The sequence below is a fragment of the Cellulomonas sp. KH9 genome, from assembly GCF_900114185.1.
Lineage (GTDB): Bacteria > Actinomycetota > Actinomycetes > Actinomycetales > Cellulomonadaceae > Cellulomonas.
Genome location: NZ_FOSE01000001.1, coordinates 312,571 through 335,723 on the forward strand (window position 1 = coordinate 312,571; position 23,153 = coordinate 335,723).

The 23,153-nt window shown below is 72.7% G+C and carries 29 protein-coding genes and 1 pseudogene; 10 read left to right on the top strand and 20 right to left on the bottom strand.

The annotated features are described in order from the left end of the window. Nucleotides 1-86: 86 nt before the first annotated feature. From BMZ16_RS19620 to BMZ16_RS01405, 4 genes and pseudogenes are all read right to left on the bottom strand, one after another. A complete protein-coding gene (locus BMZ16_RS19620; protein ID WP_255366289.1) occupies nucleotides 87-254 on the bottom strand; it encodes a hypothetical protein in 168 nt (55 codons plus the stop codon). A gap of 125 nt (nucleotides 255-379) precedes the next feature. After that, nucleotides 380-667, bottom strand: a pseudogene (locus tag BMZ16_RS20000) (hypothetical protein); the annotation flags it as partial. A gap of 71 nt (nucleotides 668-738) precedes the next feature. Then, the gene (locus tag BMZ16_RS01400) at nucleotides 739-1,173 is read right to left on the bottom strand and encodes a helix-turn-helix domain-containing protein (protein WP_089798643.1); all 435 of its coding nucleotides are present in this window, start codon (nucleotides 1,171-1,173) and stop codon (nucleotides 739-741) included. Nucleotides 1,174-1,324: 151 nt separating this feature from the next. Further along, nucleotides 1,325-2,419, bottom strand: coding sequence for an HNH endonuclease (locus BMZ16_RS01405; RefSeq protein WP_089797806.1), 1,095 nt, complete (start codon nucleotides 2,417-2,419; stop codon nucleotides 1,325-1,327). Nucleotides 2,420-2,602: 183 nt separating this feature from the next. On the opposite strand from BMZ16_RS01405, the gene BMZ16_RS01410 reads away from it, so the two are divergent. Together BMZ16_RS01410 and BMZ16_RS01415 are read left to right on the top strand one after the other, a co-directional pair. Continuing rightward, nucleotides 2,603-3,058 (top strand): ADP-ribosylglycohydrolase family protein, encoded by a 456-nt coding sequence (locus tag BMZ16_RS01410; RefSeq protein ID WP_089798644.1) that lies wholly within the window; start codon nucleotides 2,603-2,605, stop codon nucleotides 3,056-3,058. Between the two features lie 80 nt (nucleotides 3,059-3,138). Next, nucleotides 3,139-3,408, top strand: coding sequence for a hypothetical protein (locus BMZ16_RS01415; RefSeq protein WP_255366290.1), 270 nt, complete (start codon nucleotides 3,139-3,141; stop codon nucleotides 3,406-3,408). Nucleotides 3,409-3,522: 114 nt separating this feature from the next. Here the strand turns inward: BMZ16_RS01415 and BMZ16_RS01420 are convergent, their stop codons facing one another. From BMZ16_RS01420 to BMZ16_RS01430, 3 genes are all read right to left on the bottom strand, one after another. Continuing rightward, the gene (locus BMZ16_RS01420) at nucleotides 3,523-3,867 is read right to left on the bottom strand and encodes a HepT-like ribonuclease domain-containing protein (protein WP_089797808.1); all 345 of its coding nucleotides are present in this window, start codon (nucleotides 3,865-3,867) and stop codon (nucleotides 3,523-3,525) included. After that, the gene (locus BMZ16_RS01425) at nucleotides 3,867-4,325 is read right to left on the bottom strand and encodes a nucleotidyltransferase domain-containing protein (RefSeq protein WP_089797810.1); all 459 of its coding nucleotides are present in this window, start codon (nucleotides 4,323-4,325) and stop codon (nucleotides 3,867-3,869) included. Before BMZ16_RS01425 ends, BMZ16_RS01420 begins: the two co-directional genes overlap by 1 nt. A gap of 123 nt (nucleotides 4,326-4,448) precedes the next feature. Continuing rightward, entirely contained in the window at nucleotides 4,449-5,681 is a 1,233-nt protein-coding gene (locus BMZ16_RS01430) for a Fic family protein (RefSeq protein ID WP_218143293.1), read from the bottom strand. A 734-nt stretch (nucleotides 5,682-6,415) separates the two neighbouring features. Between BMZ16_RS01430 and BMZ16_RS01440 the strand changes: the two genes are divergently transcribed. Then, a complete protein-coding gene (locus BMZ16_RS01440; RefSeq protein ID WP_089797815.1) occupies nucleotides 6,416-7,039 on the top strand; it encodes a hypothetical protein in 624 nt (207 codons plus the stop codon). 366 nt (nucleotides 7,040-7,405) lie between these two features. On the opposite strand, the gene BMZ16_RS01450 is transcribed toward BMZ16_RS01440, so the two are convergent. From BMZ16_RS01450 to BMZ16_RS01465, 4 genes are all read right to left on the bottom strand, one after another. Then, nucleotides 7,406-7,636: a hypothetical protein gene (locus BMZ16_RS01450; protein ID WP_089797819.1), complete on the bottom strand. Its 231-nt coding sequence runs from the start codon at nucleotides 7,634-7,636 to the stop codon at nucleotides 7,406-7,408. Between the two features lie 194 nt (nucleotides 7,637-7,830). Then, on the bottom strand, nucleotides 7,831-8,088 hold the full coding sequence (locus BMZ16_RS01455; protein ID WP_089797822.1) for a hypothetical protein: 258 nt from the start codon (nucleotides 8,086-8,088) through the stop codon (nucleotides 7,831-7,833). Beyond that, nucleotides 8,085-9,788 carry a hypothetical protein gene (locus tag BMZ16_RS01460; RefSeq protein ID WP_089797824.1) on the bottom strand — a complete coding sequence of 568 codons (1,704 nt, stop codon included), beginning with the start codon at nucleotides 9,786-9,788 and terminating at the stop codon, nucleotides 8,085-8,087. The genes BMZ16_RS01455 and BMZ16_RS01460 overlap by 4 nt, the downstream gene beginning before the upstream one ends. Next, the gene (locus BMZ16_RS01465; protein ID WP_143082714.1) at nucleotides 9,785-10,093 is read right to left on the bottom strand and encodes a hypothetical protein; all 309 of its coding nucleotides are present in this window, start codon (nucleotides 10,091-10,093) and stop codon (nucleotides 9,785-9,787) included. The genes BMZ16_RS01460 and BMZ16_RS01465 overlap by 4 nt, the downstream gene beginning before the upstream one ends. 246 nt (nucleotides 10,094-10,339) lie before the next feature. Here BMZ16_RS01465 and BMZ16_RS01470 point away from each other — a divergent pair, with 246 nt between their 5' ends. From BMZ16_RS01470 to BMZ16_RS18815, 3 genes are all read left to right on the top strand, one after another. Then, nucleotides 10,340-10,939, top strand: coding sequence for a hypothetical protein (locus BMZ16_RS01470; RefSeq protein ID WP_089797828.1), 600 nt, complete (start codon nucleotides 10,340-10,342; stop codon nucleotides 10,937-10,939). Next, a complete protein-coding gene (locus BMZ16_RS01475; RefSeq protein WP_089797830.1) occupies nucleotides 10,933-11,952 on the top strand; it encodes a hypothetical protein in 1,020 nt (339 codons plus the stop codon). The genes BMZ16_RS01470 and BMZ16_RS01475 overlap by 7 nt, the downstream gene beginning before the upstream one ends. 852 nt (nucleotides 11,953-12,804) lie before the next feature. Continuing rightward, a complete protein-coding gene (locus BMZ16_RS18815) occupies nucleotides 12,805-13,128 on the top strand; it encodes a hypothetical protein (protein ID WP_143082715.1) in 324 nt (107 codons plus the stop codon). On the opposite strand, the gene BMZ16_RS20005 is transcribed toward BMZ16_RS18815, so the two are convergent. From BMZ16_RS20005 to BMZ16_RS01500, 4 genes are read right to left on the bottom strand one after another with little or no spacing between them, the layout of a single operon-like run. Continuing rightward, nucleotides 13,056-13,253 (bottom strand): DUF6222 family protein, encoded by a 198-nt coding sequence (locus BMZ16_RS20005; protein WP_369822487.1) that lies wholly within the window; start codon nucleotides 13,251-13,253, stop codon nucleotides 13,056-13,058. The two genes, BMZ16_RS18815 and BMZ16_RS20005, sit on opposite strands and share 73 nt — an antisense overlap. A gap of 6 nt (nucleotides 13,254-13,259) precedes the next feature. Beyond that, on the bottom strand, nucleotides 13,260-13,526 hold the full coding sequence (locus BMZ16_RS01490) for a hypothetical protein (protein ID WP_089797836.1): 267 nt from the start codon (nucleotides 13,524-13,526) through the stop codon (nucleotides 13,260-13,262). Beyond that, a complete protein-coding gene (locus tag BMZ16_RS01495) occupies nucleotides 13,523-15,229 on the bottom strand; it encodes a hypothetical protein (protein WP_089797838.1) in 1,707 nt (568 codons plus the stop codon). The genes BMZ16_RS01490 and BMZ16_RS01495 overlap by 4 nt, the downstream gene beginning before the upstream one ends. Beyond that, nucleotides 15,226-15,534: a hypothetical protein gene (locus BMZ16_RS01500; RefSeq protein ID WP_143082716.1), complete on the bottom strand. Its 309-nt coding sequence runs from the start codon at nucleotides 15,532-15,534 to the stop codon at nucleotides 15,226-15,228. Before BMZ16_RS01500 ends, BMZ16_RS01495 begins: the two co-directional genes overlap by 4 nt. Before the next feature lie 127 nt (nucleotides 15,535-15,661). On the opposite strand from BMZ16_RS01500, the gene BMZ16_RS19625 reads away from it, so the two are divergent. The 3 genes from BMZ16_RS19625 to BMZ16_RS01515 all read left to right on the top strand — a co-directional run bounded on the left by BMZ16_RS19625 (nucleotide 15,662) and on the right by BMZ16_RS01515 (nucleotide 17,818). Then, nucleotides 15,662-16,324 carry a hypothetical protein gene (locus BMZ16_RS19625; protein ID WP_089797842.1) on the top strand — a complete coding sequence of 221 codons (663 nt, stop codon included), beginning with the start codon at nucleotides 15,662-15,664 and terminating at the stop codon, nucleotides 16,322-16,324. Further along, on the top strand, nucleotides 16,321-16,785 hold the full coding sequence (locus BMZ16_RS19630) for an HD domain-containing protein (RefSeq protein ID WP_089797844.1): 465 nt from the start codon (nucleotides 16,321-16,323) through the stop codon (nucleotides 16,783-16,785). The genes BMZ16_RS19625 and BMZ16_RS19630 overlap by 4 nt, the downstream gene beginning before the upstream one ends. A 79-nt stretch (nucleotides 16,786-16,864) precedes the next feature. Continuing rightward, entirely contained in the window at nucleotides 16,865-17,818 is a 954-nt protein-coding gene (locus BMZ16_RS01515; protein ID WP_089797846.1) for an ADP-ribosylglycohydrolase family protein, read from the top strand. Between the two features lie 124 nt (nucleotides 17,819-17,942). On the opposite strand, the gene BMZ16_RS01520 is transcribed toward BMZ16_RS01515, so the two are convergent. The 5 genes from BMZ16_RS01520 to BMZ16_RS18820 all read right to left on the bottom strand — a co-directional run bounded on the left by BMZ16_RS01520 (nucleotide 17,943) and on the right by BMZ16_RS18820 (nucleotide 22,704). Beyond that, on the bottom strand, nucleotides 17,943-19,178 hold the full coding sequence (locus BMZ16_RS01520) for a hypothetical protein (RefSeq protein WP_177199553.1): 1,236 nt from the start codon (nucleotides 19,176-19,178) through the stop codon (nucleotides 17,943-17,945). Between the two features lie 10 nt (nucleotides 19,179-19,188). Then, nucleotides 19,189-19,992, bottom strand: coding sequence for a hypothetical protein (locus BMZ16_RS19120; protein WP_177199554.1), 804 nt, complete (start codon nucleotides 19,990-19,992; stop codon nucleotides 19,189-19,191). Between the two features lie 89 nt (nucleotides 19,993-20,081). Then, on the bottom strand, nucleotides 20,082-21,044 hold the full coding sequence (locus BMZ16_RS01530; RefSeq protein WP_089797853.1) for a type IV toxin-antitoxin system AbiEi family antitoxin: 963 nt from the start codon (nucleotides 21,042-21,044) through the stop codon (nucleotides 20,082-20,084). Nucleotides 21,045-21,241: 197 nt separating this feature from the next. Next, nucleotides 21,242-21,802, bottom strand: a complete 561-nt coding sequence (locus tag BMZ16_RS01535) for a hypothetical protein (protein ID WP_255366291.1) — start codon at nucleotides 21,800-21,802, stop codon at nucleotides 21,242-21,244. Between the two features lie 320 nt (nucleotides 21,803-22,122). Continuing rightward, nucleotides 22,123-22,704: a DUF6318 family protein gene (locus tag BMZ16_RS18820; protein ID WP_177199555.1), complete on the bottom strand. Its 582-nt coding sequence runs from the start codon at nucleotides 22,702-22,704 to the stop codon at nucleotides 22,123-22,125. A 196-nt stretch (nucleotides 22,705-22,900) separates the two neighbouring features. On the opposite strand from BMZ16_RS18820, the gene BMZ16_RS18825 reads away from it, so the two are divergent. Then, nucleotides 22,901-23,128 carry a hypothetical protein gene (locus BMZ16_RS18825; RefSeq protein ID WP_143082719.1) on the top strand — a complete coding sequence of 76 codons (228 nt, stop codon included), beginning with the start codon at nucleotides 22,901-22,903 and terminating at the stop codon, nucleotides 23,126-23,128. Nucleotides 23,129-23,153: the final 25 nt, after the last annotated feature.

Genomic DNA, 23,153 nt, shown 5'->3' on the forward strand with positions numbered 1-23,153 from the left:
GGAGGAGCTGGAGAAGGCGCTGGGGTTGTGAGGCCTGACGGTGGAACGGTCCGGGTGTCGGAACCGATGCGGCGGCTCCAGCCCTGTCACATCTGCCGGTGCAGGTGCGCCAGCACCCGTTCGGCGAACTGCGGGCAGTCCGCCTTTCGCAGCGTGGCTCCCAGGTCCGCTTCGCCTTGGCGCCTGACCCAGTAAGCGCACATCTGACTGACGACAGCCGCGACGAGCTCGGGGGACGAGTCGTCGACGAGCATGAGGAAGTCGTCCGGGTCATGACCTCGTACGGCGATGTGTTCTCGCTCCACTCAAAGTCGTTGGCGTTGCACGTCACGAGCACGTCCGCGCGGCAGGCCACGGCGGCCGCGTGGACGTGTGCGTCGCCGGGGTCGCGCCCGCCGTACGTCGGGTCCACTTCGAACCGCTCGACGCGACCCGCTTCGAAGGTGCCTGCGAGTTGGTCCCGGATGCCGGTGATGCGATCACCTGGCCAGCTCGGGTTCTTCTTGCGCAAGTGGTAGATCAGTTCGGCCAGCACGTCCTCAGTCCAGTAGACGACGAACGGAGGAGACTCGGGAACCGTGTAGAGCATGCCGAGCCAGTCGCGCAGCGTCCGTGAGAACCACACGTTGGCGTCGACGAAGGCGCTGTACGGCCCGGTCCCCTGCATGCGCGGACCCTAGCGACCGGCGACCACGGTCAGCGCGAGGTGCCGGCCGCGTCGGACAGCACCTCGCGCTCTCACTCCTCGTCGCCCTCGAGCTCGAGCAGAGCTGCGAATGCGGCGCGCTCACGTTCACGTCGAGCCCGCTTGGCCGCGAGCACGTCCTCGGTCCGGAGGCGGGTGTGGGTCCCCACCTTGTGCGTGGAGATCGTCCCGTCCTTGACCATCTTCATGAGCGTGGGCCGAGAGATCCCGAGCATCGCTGCCGCGGTCGACGTCGTCACTTCCCGCGGCGTGGTCGTGACCGTGACCGTCGAGCCGGAGGCCACCGCGCGCAGCACCTCTTGGAGAAGGACACCGATGTCGCGCGGAAGCGGCTCGGCGGCGGCGTCCGACCGTCCGACCGAGAGGAAGCCCTCCGGGCCTTCGAGGGACTGCAGGACGTTCTCGGCGAGCTTGGAGTCGTGGTCGTCGATGAGCAGGTCTCGCCGTGCGGCAACACGCGTCACCATGATGTCTCCCTCAGCCATGGGGCTCTGTGGCGCCAACTCCGCCGACTCCCCGTCACGCAGCGTGACAGTCGTAACTGTAAGTCGCTTTCAGATGCAACCGCAACGGCTAGACGTGTGATGGGGAGAGTGCACTCGTACCGGCTCTCGTCGACTACGTCTGGGCTGGCTCGCGGTGCCGGAACTTGGAGTACCGCCACGCCATCGCCTCCGCATGCGGGTACGGCGCTCCCGGGCGGAGCCGGAGCGTCGTCAGCCGAAGGTCGGCGGGCTGCACACGGGGGTCGAGCTCGATCGTGCCGCTCGCCGGGTTGAGCGCCCACAGCCCCGCGTCGAACGCCCGGTGCAGGGTCGCTGTCAGGAGGATCCCGTTGCGCTCGTCGTCAGGGCCGCCGTCTGCCACCGGAATGACGTGCGCCGCGTCGAGCACCTCCTTCACCGGCACGCCGCTGATCGCGCAGCGTGCCTCGTAGCGGTGAAGCACGCGGTAGCTGAAATGCGCATCACGCTCGGCCTTCGTGGTCGTCACAGTCGTGCGGCGCCGCTGCGTGTGGCGCTCGAAGGGTCGATGGGGATCCGGCTCGACGACGAGTGGCGGGGGTGGCTGGGGGGCGAACTCGAAAAGGAAGCTCTGAGCCGGGTCGTCGGATGCCGTCACCCACGCGAGGCGGACCCGGCGGAGCGTCCCAACGTGCTCGATGACGAACAGCGGCATCCGGGCCGCGAGCAGTGCCGCCACCGCGTCGATCTCCGCGCGGTCGCGCCCGGCGGGGCGGCGGGTCATCGGAAAGCTGTAGATCATCCGCTCGACGCCCGACTGGTCGGAGTAGTGCCGCCCTGTCGACAGGACGCTGACGGCAAGTCCGGTGGGCGTGAGGATCCGGGTGCGCGCCTTGTCGACGTAGATGCCCTGACCGCCGCCGTACACCCCACGGGCGCGCAGCCACTGGGGTCGGACGAGCCCGTCGTGCTTCTGGACCTCGTCCCAGACGCTCATGCGCCACACCAGTTCGTCGCCCGTCGACCATGCGCGCAGCGAGAGCACACGGAATCCCGCTGCTTCGAGCAGCGGACGACGACTGCTGGTGCGGTAGGGCCGCTCGCTCGCTGACGTCGCGGACGCCAATGCGGCTTCGAGCGCGTCGGCGTCGTACCGGCGACCGCGCGCGACCACCACGTGGTCGCCAAGGACCGGAGTGTTCCTTGCGTCGTACTCATCAAGGAGGTGGTCGAGGAGGTCGGCTAGCACGGGCCCGTACCCCCGGGACGCAGCTGCACAGCAGGACTCACGACGTGGAGCTCATCAGGTTCGTGCTGGACTAGCAACGAGCGCGGAGGATGTTCATCCGACTGCGTCGCGGACCATGTGTCTTCACTTCGCAGTTGACCGCGCAGACGCGACGCGGCGATGCACCCAGAGTCCGGAGACACCATGACCCCCACCCTCCTCGACCGCGCCACCGGCACCCTCCTCGCCTCCGCCGCAGGCGACGCCCTCGGCGCCGGCTACGAGTTCGGCCCGCCGCTGCCCGACGACCAGCCCGTCCGCATGGCAGGACGACGAGGCGTCGCTGGACCGCGTCGTCGCGGCATGGGCCGGATGGGCGCGGGTGGCCGTGGGGGGACCTTCGGGTGGGCGCCGGGGGAGTGGACGGACGACACGTCGATGGCCGTGCCGATCGCCCAGGTCCTCGCGGACGGCGTTCGCTCGCCATCGCGGGCGCGCTCGCGGGGGTCAGCCCACGGAGCCCGCGCGGTGCCGGGCGCGTGGCGCGAGAAGCTCCACGGGTGGCCCGGCCTGGACGCAGACGGGCTTTCCGACCTGGCGGTACGGGCGGTGCGGCACGGTGCTGCCGGCCGACCCGACCAGCCCGGCACGGCCGGCTGACAGCGCGCGGACGCGCCGGTCGGCGCGCCCGCCCCCCTGCCCCGGGCGCGCCGTCACCGACCGCGACCACTCAGCCGACGGTGACCGTCACCCCGCCGGAGAACATCGAGTCGTGCAGCTCCAGGCTCAAGGACTTCTGGAAGGTGCACATCGCGCAGGACGCGCAGCACCTGTTCCTCGTCGTCCCGGCTGCGGACTGGAGCGGGGCGGGGCAGGCGCGCGAGCGGCCGTTCGCGCGCGTCGTGCATCGTCTTGCCGCGTTCTTCGGGGACCCGCGGCGCGAGGTGGACGTGCTGAGCGCGCACGTCTTCGGGTACGGGAGCGACGTGCCGGTTCCTGCTCGCGGCTGACCGACGCGTTCTCGGTGCCGGCAAGTGCGGCCGGTCGTGTGGCGACGCGAGGGTTGGCCAGCCGTCCCGAGGACTCCGGCCCGGCTCCTCACGCGCGCGGGTGCCCCTCGGCGCTCACCCGGCGCGGCCCGCCACGTCCGCGACCAGCCCCGGGATGCGGTGCGCGAGCGTCGCCCACACGAAGTCCGCCTGCACCTTGTCATAGTGGTGCGCCACGAGGTTCCGCATCCGCTGGATCTTGACCCACTCCACCTGGGGGTGTTCCGCCGTGAACTCGGCGGGCAGCCTCTCGACGACCGTCGAGACCTTGATGACGATGCGCTCCCCGGCGTTGCGCAGCAGCCGACCCTGGGCGTCGTCCGCGAGGTAGGCGTCCTGCCCGTGGCTGACGATGTGGGCCGCGTCCTCACCCGTGGACGCCAGGTCGGCGAGGAGTCGCGCGACCTTGTCGGACGCCATCACAGGGGCACCGCCTCACGTCGGGCCTGTGTGCTCACGGCCCCGACGACGCGACCGGAGACGACGTCGACCTTGGTCCCCAGCAGCCGTTCGAGCTCGTCGGTGAGATCGAGCACGTCGACCAGGTCGGTGCCGTCGTCGAACGTGATCATGAGATCGACGTCGGAGTCGGGCGTGTCGTCGCCCCGGGCGACCGAGCCGATGACGAGTGCGTCGTGACCGTGATGCCGGGCAACAGTCTCGCGGACCTCCGCACGATGACGGTCGAGGACCGTGGACGGGCGGACGCGGAGTGCGGCGTCGAGCCGTGCCCGCCCCTCGGGACCGACGCCGCGCCGTCCGGTCTCGGCGGCGGCGATGACCGGCTGGGCGACGCCGGACCGTGCCGCGAGCTCACGCTGCGTGAGGCCCAGGCGCGTGCGCCGGGCGCGCAGCTCGTCGCCGTAGGGGTCGGTCATGGGTCGACGATAGCGCGGACGCTATCGGGGGTGCGGAGCCGCGTCGGTTGCGACGAGTTGTCGTGCGACCGTCACCGGTCCCCGGATTCGCGCCGCTTCCTCCCGCGCCACCGGTCAGCGACCTCACGACCGCCCCAACCCGCGCCTCCCCGCCCGTGCCGCGAACCCGTCCAGCGCGGTGAGCACCTGCGTCGACTGCCACAGCACGGAGCGGCGCCTGCCACCGACCTCCGCGAGCGCCCCTGCCGCCACGAGCCGCTCGATCGCGCGCATCGCGTTGGTGTGCGAGATGCCGAGCTCCCGCTGGACGGTGGCGGTGTTGAGGACCGGTTGACGGAGCACGAGCTCGACGAGGGGCCACGCGGACGAGTCGGACCGGGCCCGGATCCTCGAACGCCACTCGTCGCGCGCCGCGCGCAGGTCGGCGAGGAGCACCCGACCGTTGGCGACCGCGTCGTGCGTGGCACGGGCCAGCTCGTCGACGATGGTGGCCGGGTCACCCTGTCGGTACGCGGTCAGCGCGTCGAAGTACGCGGGTGTGTCGACGAGCAGCCCGGCGGAGACCGGCACGGTGACGGACCGCGTCAGGCCGCGGTGTCGCAGGAGGGCGTGGATCAGGGCGCGGCCCGTGCGGCCGTTGCCGTCGGGGAACGGGTGGATCGTCTCGAACTGCGCGTGGGTGAGGGCTGCGTGGACGAGCGGCGGGATGTCGTCGCGCTCGGCGAAGGCCACCAGGTCGTCGATCGCCGCAGGGACGCGGTCGGGGTGCGGGGCGACGAACGCGGCACCGTGAGGGGAGTAGCCCGTGCCGCCGACCCAGACCTGCTCGGTGCGCCAGTGGCCGGCCGTCTCCGGCTCGGCCTCCTCGAGCAGCGCGCGGTGCATCGCCAGGATCGCGGCACCGTCGATCGTCCGCGACAGGGCGATCGCCGCTTGCATGGCATGCACGTTCCCGACGATCTGCACCGCGTTCCGGCGTGACTCCTCGCCGATCTCCGCGAGGGCGACCTGCTTCGCGCCGGACGTCAGGTTCTCGATCTGCGAGCTCGACGCCGACTCGGACCGCAGCAGGATCGCAGCGAACGGGGCCACGTCACCGGCGGCGTCGGCATCGAAGTCGCGGATCGCTGCCGACGCGTCCTCGGCAGCGGCGGCGGTCGCGCGCGGCAGGTGCACGTCGAGGTCGGCGATCAGGGGCGTGACCGCCGCCCGGTACGGCTTCCGCAGGGCCTCGCGCGCCGACCGGGAGAACAGGTCGGGCGGCAGGGTGGACCGCCACGCGCGCTCCTCCCAGCCGAGTGGAGGCCACGGCCCGTCCGTCGGCCGTGGCACGTCGACATTCGGAGCGGTGTCCACGCCACGATCTTATGCACCGATCACCGAATAGGGATGGATAAGAGTCCTGCTTGTCCATCCTTCTGCCGGGTCAGGCGGGCGGTGGTCCGTTGGCTCGGAGCGTTCTCAGCGTGGCCGAGCGCCCTGAGCTGCTGCACCCACCCTCACAGCCGCACAGCCTCCGGACCGACGCGCGTCGCCGGCCACACGACGCCGTCGTCGTCCACGCCCACGGCGCCCCCGGCAGGAGCACGGCGAGCCTCGCGATCCAGGAGGCGAACGGGTCCTCCCACCGGCACTCGACGAGGACCCTCGCCGCCGTGCTCAGGTCGGGCACGGTGTCCGAGCCGGGGGAGGCGACCAGGTCGTCCCGCCAGGCGCCCGCACCGTCCAGACCGAGGCCCCCGGTGATCAGCAGCATGCGTCCCTCGTCGTCCTCGACCCGCGCGGACGGCCCGACGACGTCCGCACCCCGGAGGTCGTCGATACCCGTGCGTGCTCTCCTTGCTCGTCGTGCGGACGATCGCGCCGGGCGTTCCCGGCGCCATCTCGATGCTGCGTCGCGGCGCGCTCCCTCGCGCCCGCACCCGCCGCTGCCGGCGCCACTGACGGACGCCCTCGCGCCGCTCGAGAACGTCGTGCCGTGCAGCTCCGGGCCCGACCATGTCCTGCACGCTGATGCCCACCCGAGCGTCCGCTTTGCTACCCTTCGCGCGGTCTGCGGCGCACGGTGCGCGGTGGCGTGGAGGTGTGTGGTGCGTCGTACGACGGTGCTGGTCGTCGGGGTGGTCGTGACGGGGCTCGCGGGGTGCGCGGTCGAGCAGGCCGCGACGGCGGAGCCGACGGCGTCGGCGTCACCCACGCCGTCGCCGACGCCCTCGCCGACGCCGTCCCCGACGCCCGCCGAGGTCACGGCGTCCGACCTGTCGGACCCGGACGGTGCGGGGATCGTCTTCGTCGACATCCCTGACCTGAGGGGTCCGGCCGCCGCAGCGCACGACGCGGTCGCGAGGACCGAGGTGGAGACCTGGCGGTCCCAGAAGGAGGGCGCGATCAGCCCTGGCCTCGCGTCGACGGTCTCGCCGAGCCAGCTCACCTGGGTCGAGTCCCTGGTGCAGAGGGATCGCGAGGCCGGATGGGGGTACGAGGGGGCCTTGCGCGTCACCATCTCCGACGTCGTGGTCGACGGCGCGACCGCCACGGCGTCGGTGTGCGAGGACTACGCCGACGTCAGGTTCACGATGCCGGACGCCGCGGCCCCGCTGACTCTCGAGCAAGCCGAGTACGCCCAGTTCGTGGGCTCGGCGATGACGTTGGCGAGCCCTGACGGCGGAGCGACCTGGCGTGTCGAGGAGGCGGAGTTCACGGTCGGGTGCTGACGCCTCGGGGGTGAGGGATGCGCGAACCGTGGCCCGAGCTCTCGCAGGGTCGCCGGACGAGGTCGCCGTCACCCAGAGCCAGCTCGTGGGCGTCGAACTGCCACCAGAGCGTCGCGCGCTGTGGGCCCTCGAGGTCGGTCCAGTCCACCGACCAGCCCGGCCCGTCGGCGCGCGCGGTCACGTTCGAGGGGCCGTCACCGGAAGGTGCCGGCAGCGGGCGAAGGCGATTCCTGGAACGCCAGCGCTGTCGGGCGGGCAGGACCAGGAAGCGGTCGAGTGCGTGACGGGATGTGGTGGCCAGGTCGCTCCCTTCGGCGACGCCGGCTTCGAGCGGACCATCGTCGTGCTGGCCGGGCCGCCGTCGAGTCAGACGATCACGAGTGCAGGCCGCCCCTCCGGGGCCTGGTACGAGGCGACGAGCGCGTCGAGGTCGTGCGCGAGCAGGGCGGCCAGGCGGCGCGCTGCGCCGACGTCGAGCTCGGTGGCGGTGGACCGCCGCCCGTCCTCGGTCCACGTGAGGGTCGCGTCCCAGTTCTCGCCCTCGATGGTGCTGCCGGGCAGCAGGTCGGCGATCGGAACAGGCTTCGTGCCTTTCATGAAGCGAACCTGGATGCCGCCTCCCGGACGCCGAAGGCTGACTCGATCTCGGAGACCTCGATCGTCAGCCCGTGCGGCAGGCGCCCGGTGAACTCGTAGGTGTGCAGCTCTCGCGCGAGGTGGCAGGGCGGCAGAGGTCTCGATCGATCTGGGGCGCCGGCGGTCGCCGCCACGCGCGGTCCTCCGCCCGGACCTCAGTCCTTGCCCAGTCCTCCCGACAGCAGCCGGCGCTCGAATTCGAGAGCAGCATCGGCGCTGATCGGCTGAACGTCGTGCTCGTACATGTTCAGGCGCACCAGGGCGAGGATCCCGGTGTTCTCCCAGGTGCCGTCCGCGCGCAGGATCTCCTCGAACGGTTGCTCGGGTGCGGGCCGCCGTCGGAGGACGGCGCGTGGGTGGGCGATGTCGTCGCCGTCCCACAGGAGGGCGAAGTACTCGGTCTGGGGTGTCATCGGATCTCCGGTGCTGGGATCGAGGGTGCGCCGGGTGGCGTCGGTACGGTGGCGAACACGCGTTGCGACTCCGCCTCGAGCCGGGCCCGTTCCTGCGGGCTGATGTTGGGCAGTCGAATCTGTTCGTAGAGCTCGTGGCTCCGCATCTTCACATCGAAGCTCGTCGGGGTGTGGAACTGGAGCTCGAAGACCTGTCCGTCGGGGGACCGCCACGCGCTGTTGATGCCCTGGTAGCCCGGCTGACCGAAGGTGTTCTTCCACGACACGGGCGTGAACCCTTCCGCGCGCAGGTCCCTCGTCACACGCTCGACCCCGCTGGCGAAGTCGGCATCAGGGATCTGGGCGGTGTAGCGGACCGCGTCCTTGATCCGGGCGAGGGCGCCTGCGACGTCCCGGGGCGGCGCGTCGTCCATGAGGTCCGTCGCGATCTTGCGGTACAGCGAGTCCGAGCCCTTCAGGCGGTACTCCAACCCAGGCATGGTCGCGCCGTCGACCTGCCCGACCATGCGCTGGAGCGGGTCGGTGATGTCCGGCTCCGCGCGCGCGGCCTTGCGCATGAGGTCGTCGACCGCGGCCACCTCGTCGGCCGAGAGGCGAAGCCCGTCCGGGCCGACCCATGCGGAGGGCTTGCCGGCCGGAGTGCGACCGTCAGCGGGGGTCAGCCAGTCGTCGATCCGCCGCCGCCACGACGCGGGCAGGTGCGTGAGGGCCTTCTGCAGGATCTTGCCGACGACCCCCACACCGATCAGCGACGTGACGGCCAGGCCGAGCTCGATGGACCCGCGCTTGACCAGCTCCTGGCCGTCGATCTTTCCCTCGCCCCAGTCGGCGGCCACGTCGAGGAAGTCCCCGACCGAGACGAGGGTGAACCCGACGCCGAGGATCTTCAGGCCGAACGTGAGCCCGGCGACCGCGCCGGCGGCCCCGCCGGGTACGGCGCCGACGCCGAACCCGAAGATCGCGCCGGCGGCGGTGCCGCCCATGGCGCCGATGACGGCCAGGGCGACGGCCAGCACGGCCCCGACGACCACGAGGATCCACCCGACGATCCGCAGGGCGTCGGCCAGGAACCGGAAGACCGCCACGTGCCGGCCGATGAACTCGCGGACCCCGTCCAGGTGGGTGTCGATCCACGCACCGAGGTCGGCGGTGGTGCGTTCCCACCAGTCGCCGATGGCCGCCCCGGCGTCGGTGACGGCCTCCCAGGCCTGGCCGGCCTTCTCGGCGACCCAGTCGGTGCCGTCGGCCACGGCGTCGGAGGCGTCGTCCCACCGGTCGGCGAACCAGCCACCGATCCCGCGGGACTCCTGGGCCTGCTGCTCGTCGGCCTCGACCTCGGCCTGGGAGGTCGCCGCCCAGGTCAGGGTCGTGCCGCCGTCGTCCAGGGGCGTGGCGGTGAACGGCAGGGCGAGGGGTGCGGGGTCGACGTCGAGCACGGGGATCGGCCCGCCGACCGGGCCGTACCGCAGCTGCTCCAGCGCCCGGGCCCGGTTCAGGTGCCGGTCGACCACGGGCAGCACGTGCGAGCCGAGCCGGTCGCCGGCGCCCAGCACGTCGTCGAACCCGGAGGTGCGCACCCCGAGTGCCAGCGCCCGCGTCCGCAGCGACGCCCAGTCCGCGTCCAGCGAGTCCCGCACCGCGACGACGTCGCCGCACACGCCGGCCACGGCGTCGGCGCTGATCTCCACCACCCGGGTCATGACGCGGGCCGGCGCTCGGCGGCCTCCTGGTCGTCCCGGGCCCGGCCGAGTGCGCGCTGGGCGTGCTGCAGGTCGTCCAGCACGGCCTGCTCGGCGCGCTCCAGGCCGCGGCCCAGCTGATCGGTCAGCGGGACCAGCTCGTCGTGGTGCAAGCGGTGCGCGGCCGTGCCGGTCCAGCTACCGGGAGCCCCGACCGTCCCGGTCGCACGCCGCAGCGACGGCACGCGGGCGCGAGCAGCACGCAAGGCCGCGAGCAGTGCCTGCAGCTCCTGCACGCGACGCTCAGCGGCGTCCACTGCGGTCATCGCACCCCTCCGCACCGTTGTGAATGTCCGAAACGTACCGGTCCGGCACCGGGGTGTGGCGGTTTCCCCAGAACGGGTCACCCGCGACGGTGCCCAGCACCGGACCGTCGCCTGGGGACGGCTCGGCCGTCCCGCACCAGCCTGGCCGTCACCTGTCCGTGCCACAACAACGGGCCGACCGCCCGCGGCGCCCCGTTTGTCCGCTAGCCTCGGCTCCGTCACACGCCGCCGACGGGACGAGGACGAGTGCGCCTGCGCAGGACGATGCCGCTGCTGGCGGTGCTGCTGGTCACCGTCGGGTGCACGTCCCCGGCGGTCGAGCCCCCCGGCCTCGAGGCCACGCCCACGGCGACGCCCTCCGTGTCGGCCTCGCCGACGCCCAGGGCCGACGGGATCCTCGAGGAGTCCGATCCGGCACTGGGCGTCGTCCTCGAGGGCGTCCCGGCGCTGACCGGCGACGAGGCTGACGTCTACGACACCATCGCCGCCTACGAGAAGGAGTACTGGCGGACGATGACCACCAACTCCCTCAGCCCAGGCTTCGAGGTCCTCGCCTCGCCGGAGCTGCAGACGGTGATGGAGCGTGTCGCGACGAACAACGGCAACAACGGCATCACCGTCGACGGTACGTACCGTGTGAGTATCAGTGACGTGGGACTCGCTGGCGACGGCACCGCGACCGCCGTCGTCTGTTCCGACTACCTCGGCGCCACGTTCGCCGACCCCGACGGGACGTACACGCCGGCAGAGGTCGGGTTCGGTGAGCGGCAGCGTTTCGTCGTGACTCTGCGCGACGCGGGGCCGACCTGGCAGCTGAGCACGAGCGGGCGGGACGGCACGTGCTGAGCGGCCGCCGACTCGGCATCACCTTCACAGCGGTGCTGCTCATGGTCTGCGGCTCAGCCCTGCCGGCGGCGGCCGCGCCCGTGGTGGACAACAAGGGCGCGGAACCGACGCCGCCGACGTCAGGCGAAGCCTCGGGTGAGGAGATCTCGGCGGGTGCCGGGACGACGGTGGATGTCGTCACCGACGGTTCGACCACGACGGGCGTGCCGTTCTCGCACCGCAAGCAGGTCGAGGTGCCGCGGCGGTGCTGGTATGGGCAGGGGATGACCGGGTACTCGTACTACGAGTACTGGAAGCTCGGTGGTGTGGCGCGCGAGTCCGGGACGCTGGACGCCTTCGCCGCCCAGGGCCTGCTGCACCCCGGTTACGAGGACCACGGCACCGATACCGAGGGGCACTGGTACGACGCGGAGTGCGCCGCGCACGTCTCAGGTGCGGAGTGGTTGGAGTACCGGCAGGCGCATCCTCCGGTGTACGTGCTTGCCGGGACCCCCGCGCCGGCGGTGCGCGAGGACCTGGACCCGGCATTCCTGGCCGAGGTCGCGTACGAGCACATGCAGCTGCCGGCCGGCACGGTGCGGTGGAACCCGTCCCTGGACGGGACGGGGGCCACGGTGGTGAACCTGGAGACATTCGTGTGGGTGGAGGACTCCGCGACGTCGGTGCAGGTGACGGCGTCGGTGCCGGGGGTGTGGTCGCGGGTCGAGGCGCGGATGACGCGGCTGACGTTGTCGGCGCCGAACGCCCACGACGCGATGTGCACGGACATGGGCACGCCGTACGCGGCCGGCATGACGCGGTCGGACTGCGCGGTGGTGTTCACCCGCTCGACCGCCGCGCTGCCGGTCAAGGATGGGCAGCGGTACCCGACGGCGACCCTGACCGCGACCGCGACGTGGGAGGCGACGTGGACCTCCTCGCTGGACGCGACGCCCCAGGCGCTGGAGGTGCAGACGACGACCACGACCGCCGAGGTCCCCGTCGCCGAGATCCAGACCGTCGTCACCCGCTGACCGGACGTCCCACAGCTCGCGACTCCCCGCCGACCGGCCCGCACGTGACGCTCCGCCGCTCGGTCCTGGTCACCGCGCCTCCTGCCGAGGGTCGGCGCACGTCCGGGCACTTACGCGCACGCCGCTAAGTCGCGACTTCGACGGAACCGGTCACACGCGACCTTCCGGGCGTCGCCCGTCGCGAGGCTGACCGGCTGTGAGCTCCGCACCCGTCTGGTCGCGTGTGGAACTGGAGCTCGAACACCATGGTCCACCGTCACCGCCTCGACGGTCTCTCGCGTGACCTCGACGAGGACTTCGTCCCCGCGTACCCACAGGAGGTGCGTGGAGGCTGCAACCGTGTCCCACGTGAGGGTGACCGTGCCACGTGCGGTGTCGAAGCGGACCGAGCGCACCCACGGTTCGTCGCCGGCCGCGGGTTCGAGGCCGAGCGACTCGAGGCGTGCGCCGCCCGGCGCAGTGAGGGGTGCCGGCATCACTTGCTTCCCCAGGGGTACTCGGTCGGTGCGGCCACCTGATCTCCCCTGCTGGAAGCGACGGCGCCCGGGCGGTGTCTCTGCGCGGGCGCGCCAGCGTGCGATGCGCCTGTCACTCAGTTCTGCTCGTCTTTCGCGGTGCGCGCTGAGAGGACTTGACGTTCGAAGTCGAGTGCGGCCGCCGTGCTCATCGGACGCACGTCGTCCTCGAACATGTTCAGCCGTACGAGTTCAAGCACGCCCGTGCGCTGCCACGTACCGTCGCCGAGAAGTATCTCTTCTTCCCATTGGCCGGGCGCCGGTCGTCGTCGCAGAATGGTGCGCGGTCTGGTGATGTCATCTCCGTCCCAAAGAAGAGCAAAGTACTCGGTCTGGGGTGTCCTTCGAGGTCGGTCCAGTCCGCCGACCATCCCGGACCGTCGGCGCGCACGGTCACCTCCGAGATGCCCCCGGAAGGTGCCCGCAGCGGGCGAAGACGATTCCTGGAACGCCAGCTCTGGCCGGCGGACAGGGCCAGGAAGCGGTCGAGAGCGGGACGGGACGTGGTGTCGAGGTCGGTCCCTTCGACGACGCCGCGGTCCATCTGCTCGACGACGTAACGGCCCTCGTCGGCACGGACGAGGAGCGTCACGTCGTCGAGGCGGAGGTGCAGCACGTCACCGCGCTGCTCGGCGACACCGCCCGCCTCGACGACGAATGAGAGCAGGAGCTCGGGCTGCGTGAGCGTCGCTCGAGGCCACCTTCCTTGATGTGGAACGGACGGGCGACGGTCTCTCGTGTGAGCTCGGCGATGACGTCGCTCCATCGGAACCCGCGATCCCCGATCGGTGCTCAGCTCTCGTCATGCTCCGCAGGGCGTCGGGACAGGAGGCGTCGCTCGAAGTCACGGGCTGTGGCAGCGCTGATCGGCTGCACGTCGTGCTCGTACATGTTGAGGCTCACCAGCGCCAGGATGCCGGTGCCCTCCCACGTCCCGTCACTGCGGAGGAGCTCCTCTTCCCATTCGTCGCCGACAGGCCGCCGCCGCAGAATGGCTCGAGGTCGGGAGGCGCTGTCGCCGTCCCACAGGATCCCGAAGTACTCGGTGTGGGCTGTCATCTGATCTCCGGTCCTCTGAGGGCAGTGGCCCCGGGTGGCATGGGCACGGTCTCGAAGATCCGCACCGTCTCGGCGAGGAGTCGAGTTCGTTCCTGCCGGCTCAGGTTGGGCAGCCTCAACCGCTCGTAGACGTCGTGGCTACGCATCTTCACATCGAAGCTCGTTGGAGTGTGGAACTGGAGCTCGAAAACTTGCCCGTCGGGTGACCGCCAGGCGCTGTTGATGCCTTGGTACCCGGGTTGACCGAAGGTGTTCTTCCACGACACAGGTGTGAAGCCCCGCGCCGAGAGGTCGCTTGTGACGAGTTCGACTCCGCGCGCGAAGTCGGCGTCCGGGACTTGCGCGGTGTAGCGGACCGCGTCCTTGATCCTTGACACGGCACGTCTGACGTCTCGCGGTGGTTCGTTGCCCTCGAGGTCGGTCGCGATCTTGCGGTAGAGCGAGTCCGGAGATTTCAGTCGGAACTCGAGCCCCGGCATCGTCGCCCCGTCGACCCGGCCCAATGCGCGCTGAAGCCCAGTTGTGATGGCCGGCTCGGAACGGGACGCCGCGAGCAGGAGCGCGTCGACCTCGGCGACCTCGTCGCCGGAGAGCCGCAGCCCGTTCGGTCCTACCCACTCAGTTGCCGAGCCGGGTGGACGGTGGCGGTCGTTGGGTGGAGCCAGCCAGTCGTCGATCCGCCGCCGCCACGACGCGGGCATGTGCCTCACGGCCTTCTGCAGGATCTTCCCGACGACCCCGACGCCGATGAGGGACGTCAGGGCCAGCCCGAGCTCCAGCGACCCGAGCTTGACGAGGTCCTGCCCGGCGATCTTGCCCTCGCCCCAGTCGGCAGCCACGTCGAGGAAGTCCCCGACGGAGACAAGGGTGAACCCGACGCCGAGGACCTTCAGACCGAAGGACAGCCCCGCGACCGCGCCGGCCGCACCGCCCGGCACGGCCCCGACGCCGAAACCGAAGATGGCGCCGGCGGCGGTGCCGCCCATGGCGCCGATGACCGCCAGGGCGACGGCCAGCACGACCCCGACGGCCACCAGGATCCACCCGACGATCCGCAGGGCGTCGGCCAGGAACCGGAAGACCGCCACGTGCCGGCCGATGAACTCGCGCACCCCGGTCAGGTGGGTGTCGATCCACGCGCCGAGGTCGGCGGTGGTGCTTTCCCACCAGTCGCCGACGGCCGCCCCGGCGTCGGTGACGGTCTCCCACGCCTGCCCGGCGGTGTCGGCGACCCAGTCGGTGCCGTCGTCGACCGCGTCGGACACGTCGTCCCACCGGTCGGAGACCCAGTCGCCGATGCCGCGGGACTCCCTCGTCCGCTGCTCGTCCGCCTCGACCTCGGCCGGGGAGGCCGCCGCCCAGGTCAAGATGGCCCCGCCGTCACCGAGCGGGGAGGAGGTGAACGGCACCGCGACCGGTGCGGGGTCCACGTCGAGCACGGGCAGCGGTCTGCCCGTCGACCCGTACCGCAGCTGCTCCAGCGCCCGGGCCCGGTCCAGGTGCCGGTCGACCACGGGCAGCACGTGGGTGCCCAGCCGGTCACCGGCGCCCAGCACGTCGTCGAACCCCGAGGTGCGCACCCCGAGTGCCAGCGCCCGCGACCGCAGCGACCCCCAGTCCGCGTCCAGCGACGCCCGCACCGCCGCGACGTCCGAGCGCACACCCGCGACCGCGTCCGCGCTGACCTCCACCACCCGGGTCACGATGCGGACCTCCGCTCGGCGGCCTCGTGCTCTTCCTCTGCGCGGGTGAGCGCGCGCCGGGCCTGCTGCAGGTCGTCCAGCACGGCCTGCTCAGCCCGGTCCAGGCCATGAGTCAGCTGGTCGGTCAGGGGCACCAGCTCGTCGTGGTGCAGCCGGTGCGCGGCGGTGTCCGTCCAGCTACCGGGAGCCCCGACCGTCCCGGTCGCATGCCGCAGCGACGGCAGGCGCGCGCGGGCGGCACGCACGGCGGCGAGCAGTGCCTGCAGCTCCTGCACGTGACGCTCGGCCGCGTCGACGGCGGTCATCGGGCGTCCCTCCGGGTCGTCGGTGGCTGCCCGAAACATACTGGTTCGACCGGTGCCGTGGGCGTCGTCCCGAGGGTGAGGTGTTCCGCCCCGTTTGCGCCGCCGTCCCTCGCTAGGCTCGCGGCTTGTGAGCACCGCAGCCGCACCCCCGGGACGTCGCGCCGGGACGCCCGCGCGCCCGCCGTTCGCCTTCACGCTGCAGGCGCCCGCCGGCTGGCAGACGTTGCGCGGCGACTCGGCCTCGCTCGGCGACGACCTGCTCGCGCTCGTCGCGCGGACCCCGCTGTGGGCGGCGCTGGACGACCGCCGCCGCGGCGGCCTGGGGTACCTGCTGCACGGCGTCGCGCGGGCGAGCGCCGCCAGCGGTGCGCTCGCGACGTTCCTGCACCTGCCCGCGGACGTCACCCCGGAGCAGCGCGACGAGCCCGACGTGTCGACCATGAGCCTGACCTGGCTGCGCACCGCGCCCGTCCGGGCCGACCTCGACCTCGCGCGGCTCGTGCTGCGGGCGGGGGAACCCGTCGCCACCGGGCTGGGTCCCGGGCTCCTGGCGACGCGCTCCGAGGAGACCGTCACCGGCGGCGAGCAGCACACGGTGCAGGTGGCCGCGCCCGTGCCGGACTCGATCTGGCTGGCGGTGCTCACCGGCTCCACCACGGGCGCCCCGCAGGTCCCGGCGCTGCAGCGGGCCGTCCGCGCGCTGGCGACGAGCCTCACCGTCGACCGTCCCGCGGGCGGCGCCCCTGGCCCGGATCCCGCCTCGGGCCCCGCCCCGGACGGCGCGTCGTGACCGACCTCGTCGCGACGGCCCGCCGGATCGCGACCGACGCCCACCGTGGCCAGACCGACAAGGCCGGTGCCCCCTACATCGGGCACCCGGCGCGCGTGGCCGCGCACGCCGCAGCGGCCGGCGGTGACGAGCGCGTGGTCGCCGCCGCGTGGCTGCACGACGTGGTCGAGGACACCGGCGTCACCCCCGACGACCTGCGCGCCGCCGGCATCCCGGACGACGTCGTCGCGGCCGTCGTCGCCGTGAGCAAGGTCGCCGGCGAGGCCATGGAGGACTACGTCGCGCGCGTGAGGCGCGACCCGCTGGCGGTGGCTGTCAAGACCGCCGACCTGGCGGACAACACCGACCCCGCCCGGCTGGCGGCGCTGGACGAGGCGACCCGTGCGCGCCTGGTGGCGAAGTACGCGCGCGTCCGGGAGCTGCTCGCCGACTCGACCTCCGGGGCACCAGCCGACGGGTGAGGCGCAGGCCCTCCGACCAGCGATGTCGGTGCCTCGTGGCACCCTCGGGCACCCGCAGCCGCCGTCCCCCGGAGGTCCCATGCCCCTCACCCCTGCCCAGACCGACCGCGCCATCGGCGCCGTGCTCGGCTCCGCCGCGGGCGACGCCCTGGGCGCCGGCTACGAGTTCGGTCCGCCGCTGCCCGACGACCAGCCTGTCCACATGGCCGGGGGCGGCAGCTTCGACTGGGAGCCGGGGGAGTGGACCGACGACACGTCCATGGCTGTGCCGATCGCGCAGGTGCTGGCCGACGGCGGCTCGCTCGACGACGAGGCGTCCCTCGACCGGATCGTCGCCGCGTGGGCGGAGTGGGCGCTGAGCGCCACGGACATCGGGGTGCAGACCAGCACCCTGCTCGACGCCCTGCCGGAGCCCACCGCCGCGGCGGCGCGCCGGCAGGCCGCGGAGCACTACGCCGCCAACCCCCGCCACGCGGGCGGCAACGGCACCCTCATGCGCACCGGCCCCGTCGCGCTCGGCTACCTCGGTGACGGCCGGGAGGACGCGCTCGCGGCCGCCGCGCGCGCCGTCTCCGACCTCACGCACGGCGACCCCGACGCCGGGGACGCGTGCGTGCTGTGGTCGCTGGCCGTGCGGCACGCGGTGCGCGAGGGCGTCGTCGACCTGACCGCGCAGCTCCCGTGGCTCCCGGCCGACCGGCGTGCACGGTGGGCGGCCGTCATCGCCGAGGCGGAGGAGTCGCAGCCGGCGGACTTCGCCAAGAACGGGTGGGTGGTGCAGGCGCTGCAGGGTGCCTGGTCGGCCCTGCACCACGGCGCTGACCTCGTCGACGTCCTGGAGCGCGCCGTGCGCGGGGGACGCGACACCGACACGGTCGCGGCGATCGCCGGTGCGCTCGCCGGTGCCGCCCACGGTGCCGCGGCCGTGCCCGCCGGGTGGCGGCAGAAGCTGCACGGGTGGCCGGGCCTCGACGCCGACGACCTGGCCGACCTGGCGGTCCGCGCGGTGGGCGGTGCCCCGGGCGCAGCCTGAGGGAACCAGGTCGTCAGCTCGCGACGACGGCCGGCCGCCCGGGGTGTCGTCGACGTGCTCGGCCCACCCGGACACCGGTGACCGGGGTGACCGTCGCCTGTGCCGGGGACACCCCCGCTGACGCTCACCCCGGGACGAGCTGTCCGAGCAGCGCCTCGAGCTCGACGCGCACCGTCGTGATCCGCGCCTGCTCCGCGAGGATCTCCTCACCGGTGGCCCGCAACGCCTCCGTGCGGGCGGCGAGCTCCGCCTCGTCCCGGGCGAGCAGGGCACGCGCCTCGGCCAGCAGCTCGTCGGCAGGCGCCTGCGGCAGGACGGTGCCGTCGCGCCACGTCCACGACAGCAGCGACCGTGCCCGCTGGGAGGCGGGCAACGACGCGAGGCGCGCCTCCTCCTCCTCGATCGTCGCGCGGTACTGCGCGAGCTCGTTCGTGTCCGCGTCGAGCTCCATCGTGGCCCTGACCTGCTCCATCTGGCGGCCCTCGAAGGCGGCCAGCGTGGTCTCGTACTCGGCGGTGAGCTGGTCCAGCTGCTGCTCGAACGCGGTGTGCACGCCCACCAGCGCCTCCCGGTCGGCGACGAACCGCGCGTACAGCCCCTCGAGCGCCGGGTCCAGCCCGCCGGGCTGCCACACCTGGGTGCCGATGTACGCGAACAGCTCGGTGCCGCGGTTGGCGGGTGTGGCACCGACCGACCCGGCGAGCTGCTCGTGCACGTCGTCGGCCGGGTCGATGCCGGCGACGACCGGCTCCAGCGCGGCCACCGCCGTCGCCTGCTCGTCCGCCGTGAGCTCGTTCCACGCCGCGTGCAGCAGCTCGTGCGCGGCGGTCTCGACGACGAACCCCCGCAGCCGGGGGTCCTCCGGCTCGTAGACGACGATGCGCCCACCGGTCTGCAGGCCGCCGGCGGCCGTGTGGTAGCAGCCCACGGCGCCGCCGCCCTGCCCGACGGGCGCGTCGCCACGATCGCACCGCCCCGCGAACTCCGCCGCCCCCAGCAGCTCCGGTTCCGACCGGTACAGCAGGTCGCGGCCCTCGTCGGTGAGGAACATCTCCGTGGCCAGGGCGGCGACCTCGGCGGTCGGCTCCGGCACCCGCCCCGCGACGATGCCGTCGAGGAACGGCGCGTCGACCTCCCGCAGGAACCCGGGCAGGACGGCCGTGACGACCCACCACCCGCCGAGCGCGAGCGCGACGACCACCGCGAGCCGGCCCACCAGGCTCCGCCGCCGCGGCGGGGGAGGTGGGGGGACGTCGTCCGTGCGCCACGCGGGCGGTGGGACTGCGAACCCGGCCGCCTCGTCGACGACCCACTGCGGCACGCGGCCGGTCGGCGAGCGCGGCAGGTCGTCGTGGGGCACGGTCACAGGTTCACAGATCGGCAGACCGGACGAATGGGTTGAGTGGCTGGGCCGGCCGGCCGGCCGGGTCGTGCACGAGGCGGTCGAACTCCGCCAGGCACTGCGCCGCGGCGGAGGCCGCGTCAGCCGCCAGCACCTCCAGGGGCAGTGCGTCGCCATCGAGAGAGCGCTGCTCGGCGTAGATCCGTGCCGCCGACCCGCCCGGCTCGGTCAGCCGGCGCAGGGCTGCTCGGAAGCCTGCCGCGAACTCCAGCTCGCGCCCGGCAGGCAGTTCCGCATAGGCGGCGCGTGCCGCGGCGAGGGCGCCACCTGCGTGGTTGTGGACGACGACGAACCCGAGGTCGTAAGGGTCACGGTCCTCTCGTCGGCCGATCACCGCAGCGGACTTGGCCAGGAGGTACGCGCCGAGGTTGGCGAACTGCACGTCCACCTCGGAGGGCGTCACCTCCTCGGGGAGGTCGACGGGAAGTCGCCGGACTACCGGTGCGCGCAAGGCCGGCGACGGGCCGGCGACGTTCATGACGGTTGCGCGGGTGCACCCGGGAAGGGCGAGCTGCTGGCCGCGATGGTCCAGCACGTCGGTCAGCAGGTCGACCCGCACGGCGCTGCCACCCACGGCGGTCACCCACTGCCAGCCGCGGCCGTCACCGACCGGTGCGAACTCCGCCGCCGTGAGCGCGCGCTCGAGCCACCCGAAGTCCATGTCGCCCCGGTCGTGCACCATGCCCACCTGCACGACGAGGTCGACGTCCGCGGTTCCTTGGTGCGGCGCCTCCGCGACGGGGGCGAGGAGCTCGGGGTTCAGGCCGCCCACGACGACGATCGCGCTGCGCTCCTCGCCGAGGTGGACAGCGAGCCGGGCGAGCGCCTGCTCAGCGAAGGAGCGAGCACTGCGGCTGCGCATCAGAAGCCGATCCGGTGCTCGCGCAGGTGCGTCGCGTAGTCCTCGGCCCGGACGCCTCCACGACGCAGGAGGTCACCGTAGAGCCTGACGTCGTCGACGACGGGGAAGCCGGTCTCCGTGGGTGTCTCCGGGTCGGGCAGGTGAAGGTGCCGGTCGGCGCGGAGCACGCGCACCCGGACGCCGGTGTCCACGCGAACCAGCCCGACGGCCCGGAGGTGTGCGTCGAGATCGGAGTCGAACTCGGCGCCGTGCAGGTACAGGTCGATCGGGTTGACCGCCGTGGCGAACGGAGCGCGCTGGTCGAGGGCTGCCAGTCCTGTCACCGCCCAGGTCCCTGCGCGCCAGCGCCGGGCGACGACGTCCCGGAGCCAGGTGCTCGGGTCGCGGATCACGGTGTGGGTCTCGACCGTCTCGTCCCGGCCGTTCGCGTACCACCGGCCCCACGCCTCGAGCATCGCCCTGCGTTCGAGGAGCTCACGGCGCGCCGCCGGTCCACGCTGGGGCCCTCGGCTCGACGTCCACCCCTGTGCATCGAAGAACATCAGTGCTCGCGAGGTCGCTCCCCGGGAGATGCCGGTCCTGGTGGCCAGGTCCGTGATCGTCGGGACGAGGTGCTCCCCGGCGGTCGCGCGCGTGAGCAGGAGCTCAGCGAGCGCACCGGCAGCCGGCGTGAAGCGCAGCGGCCGCGGCTGCCGCAGGGGTGGTGCGCCAGGCGTGTGGACGAGGATCGGCCCGCTGGCCACGTCGAGCGCGCCGCTCTCGTCGGCCCAGCTGGTGTCGAGGTCCGTGAGGAGCGCCCGAGCTCCCGGGGAGAGTCGCCGCGCGACGACCACGGGGGTGGCGCCGTCATCGAGGGGGGAGTCCCTCATGACGCGCAGAACCGCGCGCACGTCGGCGGGGAACCCCTCGCCTGCCCAGAACGGTGCCAGGGTCTGCTCGGTCCCGCCCCGACCGACCGTCACGCGCGGACCACCACCGGCCGGACCGTCACCGCCAGGACGGACCGCGACCTCCAGGCGGTCACGAGTCGCGGCGCGCAGGGAGCGGGCGAGCGCAGTTGAGGCGCGTGCGGCGACCGTCGTCACAGTTGTTCACTGTACCAGTGGACAACTGTGCGGATGGGACGCGACCGAGTCGCGGTGGGTTCTTCGCGGGGATGTCAGCAGTCGGGCGGGGTGGGTCGGTCGGTGCACAGGTCGCCGACCAGCCGGCTGGTCCGCTCCTCGACGGTGAAGGCCGCGGTGGTCGCGGTGGTCGTGGCGGTGCCGTCGACGTCCCGCCAGACGGCGCTGCCGTCGACCTGGTAGCGGCCCGTCCACTCGGCCGTCGACGTGATCGCGGTGGTGCCGGGGTGCTCGTACTCGTGGAACACGTCGTGGTGGGGGTGCGGCCGCCCGGGGGACGTGGTGCGCAGCGTGTGGCCGTCCCCGAAGTCGTAGGTCCAGGAACGGGGCGCGGCCTCGACGGTGACGCCGTACCCCAGCAGGTCGGTGCGCAGCGTCACGGGCGCGGGGTCGGTGTAGACGATCGTCTCGATGTTCACCAGCACCCACCCGCGGTCGGGCTGCAGGGTCAGCGTCGGCGCCGGCAGCGGCAGGCGACGGAAGTCCTCGGCGGTGAGCACGGGCAGGAGGTCGACACCGCAGCCGCCGGCGTCGATGTCGGTCCACTCGCCCCAGGGTGAGGCGGCGGTGGCACGCTCCCGTCGCCACATCGGCATGACGAGGGTGTCGCCCTCCTCGCACTGCACGGACGCGCGCGCGAGGTCCGCGCCGTCCGCGCACGTGCCATTGGGGAACCCGTTGACCCAGAGGCCGGCGGCTTCCCGGCAGTAGGGGGCGCGCTCGTACTCGGTGAGACGCTGCTCCGGAGCTGAACCTGCGCTGGCTCTGGCCAGGGCTTCGCTCCGGGCAACGGTGACCTGGGCGTGACCGCCCTGCATGACGCTCTCGAAGCGATCGTCAACCGCCGCGGCGGGCGGGGTGACGAGCACGAGCAGAGCCAGTGCAGTGGCGACGGCGAGAGAGAGGCGTCGTGACCTCATTGCGCTATCGGGGTCTCGACGATGCCCGCGGAATCGATGGTCCATCGATCTGCCCATGTCATGGCGAGATCGACGTCGTACGTCCCCCCGCCGTTGGTGCCGACCACCTTGCCGTTCACGTCTATGTCGCTCGAGGCCTCGATGCGCACCGTGAGCCGGGCCGAGTACCAGCTGTTCGATCCGAGGTCCTCAGCCGTCGCCGCCAGGACGGTGATCCCACCGAGGCTCCTGGACCCAGCGCCATGCAGAGCGTCGACCTGTGTCCGGGTGTTGGCGCAGAAGTCGCAAGCCGCCCCGGACATGGCATCCCACTCTGTGAGGTCGCCTGTCGCGAGCACATAGGCATACAGCGACATGAAGTACCCCGCTGCAGCCGCCGCTCCGTCGGCGCTCGGCTGGGACATCGCGGCGGGTCGCGTCGGTGGGGTCGCGGGGTCTGGCGCCGAGGACGGGGTCGCGGACGGCAGGGGCGTCGGCGGCGCGCTCGGCGAGGTCGTCGGGGCTGGGCCGGCCACCGGTGGGCGCGGGTCCGTGCAGCCACCGATCAGCGCACCGAGCGCGACGACGCCGACAGCCATCCAGGACGCTCGTCTCCCCACCACCATGCCGGGAACGTACCGGTTCGCCCGCCTCGGCGGACCCCCGACGACCGTCCTGTGGACGAGCACCTCCGCCTGCTGCGGCACCCGTCCGGCCCACCTCCTCGTCCTCTCGCCAGGCGAACCCGCACGTCACGTGCCACGATCGGGGCCCACCGACGATGGGAGGCCGACGATGTCCGTTCCCGACGACACCACGACCGACACCACGACCGACGCCACGACCGACACCACGACCGACGCCCCGGCCCCGGACGAGGTCCCCGACCCCGTGACCGCGACCGCTCCGCAGGCCGCGCCCGCGGACGACCGGGTCGCCGACGGCAGCGGGCTGCCCGTGATCGAGGAGACCGTCCTGCCGAAGGACAGCTCCCGGACCCCGGGCCTGCCCGGCTACGCCTGACGGCTACGCCTGACGGCTACGCCTG

Bases quoted from the DNA above. Each gene is read 5' to 3' on its own strand.
- BMZ16_RS19620 (WP_255366289.1), bottom strand. From the start codon at position 254: ATGCTCGTCGACGACTCGTCCCCCGAGCTCGTCGCGGCTGTCGTCAGT.
- BMZ16_RS01400 (WP_089798643.1), bottom strand. From the start codon at position 1,173: ATGGTGACGCGTGTTGCCGCACGGCGAGACCTGCTCATCGACGACCAC.
- BMZ16_RS01410 (WP_089798644.1), top strand. From the start codon at position 2,603: ATGACCCCCACCCTCCTCGACCGCGCCACCGGCACCCTCCTCGCCTCC.
- BMZ16_RS01420 (WP_089797808.1), bottom strand. From the start codon at position 3,867: ATGGCGTCCGACAAGGTCGCGCGACTCCTCGCCGACCTGGCGTCCACG.
- BMZ16_RS01425 (WP_089797810.1), bottom strand. From the start codon at position 4,325: ATGACCGACCCCTACGGCGACGAGCTGCGCGCCCGGCGCACGCGCCTG.
- BMZ16_RS01450 (WP_089797819.1), bottom strand. From the start codon at position 7,636: ATGAAAGGCACGAAGCCTGTTCCGATCGCCGACCTGCTGCCCGGCAGC.
- BMZ16_RS01455 (WP_089797822.1), bottom strand. From the start codon at position 8,088: ATGACACCCCAGACCGAGTACTTCGCCCTCCTGTGGGACGGCGACGAC.
- BMZ16_RS01460 (WP_089797824.1), bottom strand. From the start codon at position 9,788: ATGACCCGGGTGGTGGAGATCAGCGCCGACGCCGTGGCCGGCGTGTGC.
- BMZ16_RS01465 (WP_143082714.1), bottom strand. From the start codon at position 10,093: ATGACCGCAGTGGACGCCGCTGAGCGTCGCGTGCAGGAGCTGCAGGCA.
- BMZ16_RS01490 (WP_089797836.1), bottom strand. From the start codon at position 13,526: ATGACAGCCCACACCGAGTACTTCGGGATCCTGTGGGACGGCGACAGC.
- BMZ16_RS01500 (WP_143082716.1), bottom strand. From the start codon at position 15,534: ATGACCGCCGTCGACGCGGCCGAGCGTCACGTGCAGGAGCTGCAGGCA.
- BMZ16_RS01515 (WP_089797846.1), top strand. From the start codon at position 16,865: ATGCCCCTCACCCCTGCCCAGACCGACCGCGCCATCGGCGCCGTGCTC.
- BMZ16_RS01535 (WP_255366291.1), bottom strand. From the start codon at position 21,802: ATGCCGATGTGGCGACGGGAGCGTGCCACCGCCGCCTCACCCTGGGGC.
- BMZ16_RS18820 (WP_177199555.1), bottom strand. From the start codon at position 22,704: ATGGCTGTCGGCGTCGTCGCGCTCGGTGCGCTGATCGGTGGCTGCACG.
- BMZ16_RS18825 (WP_143082719.1), top strand. From the start codon at position 22,901: ATGTCCGTTCCCGACGACACCACGACCGACACCACGACCGACGCCACG.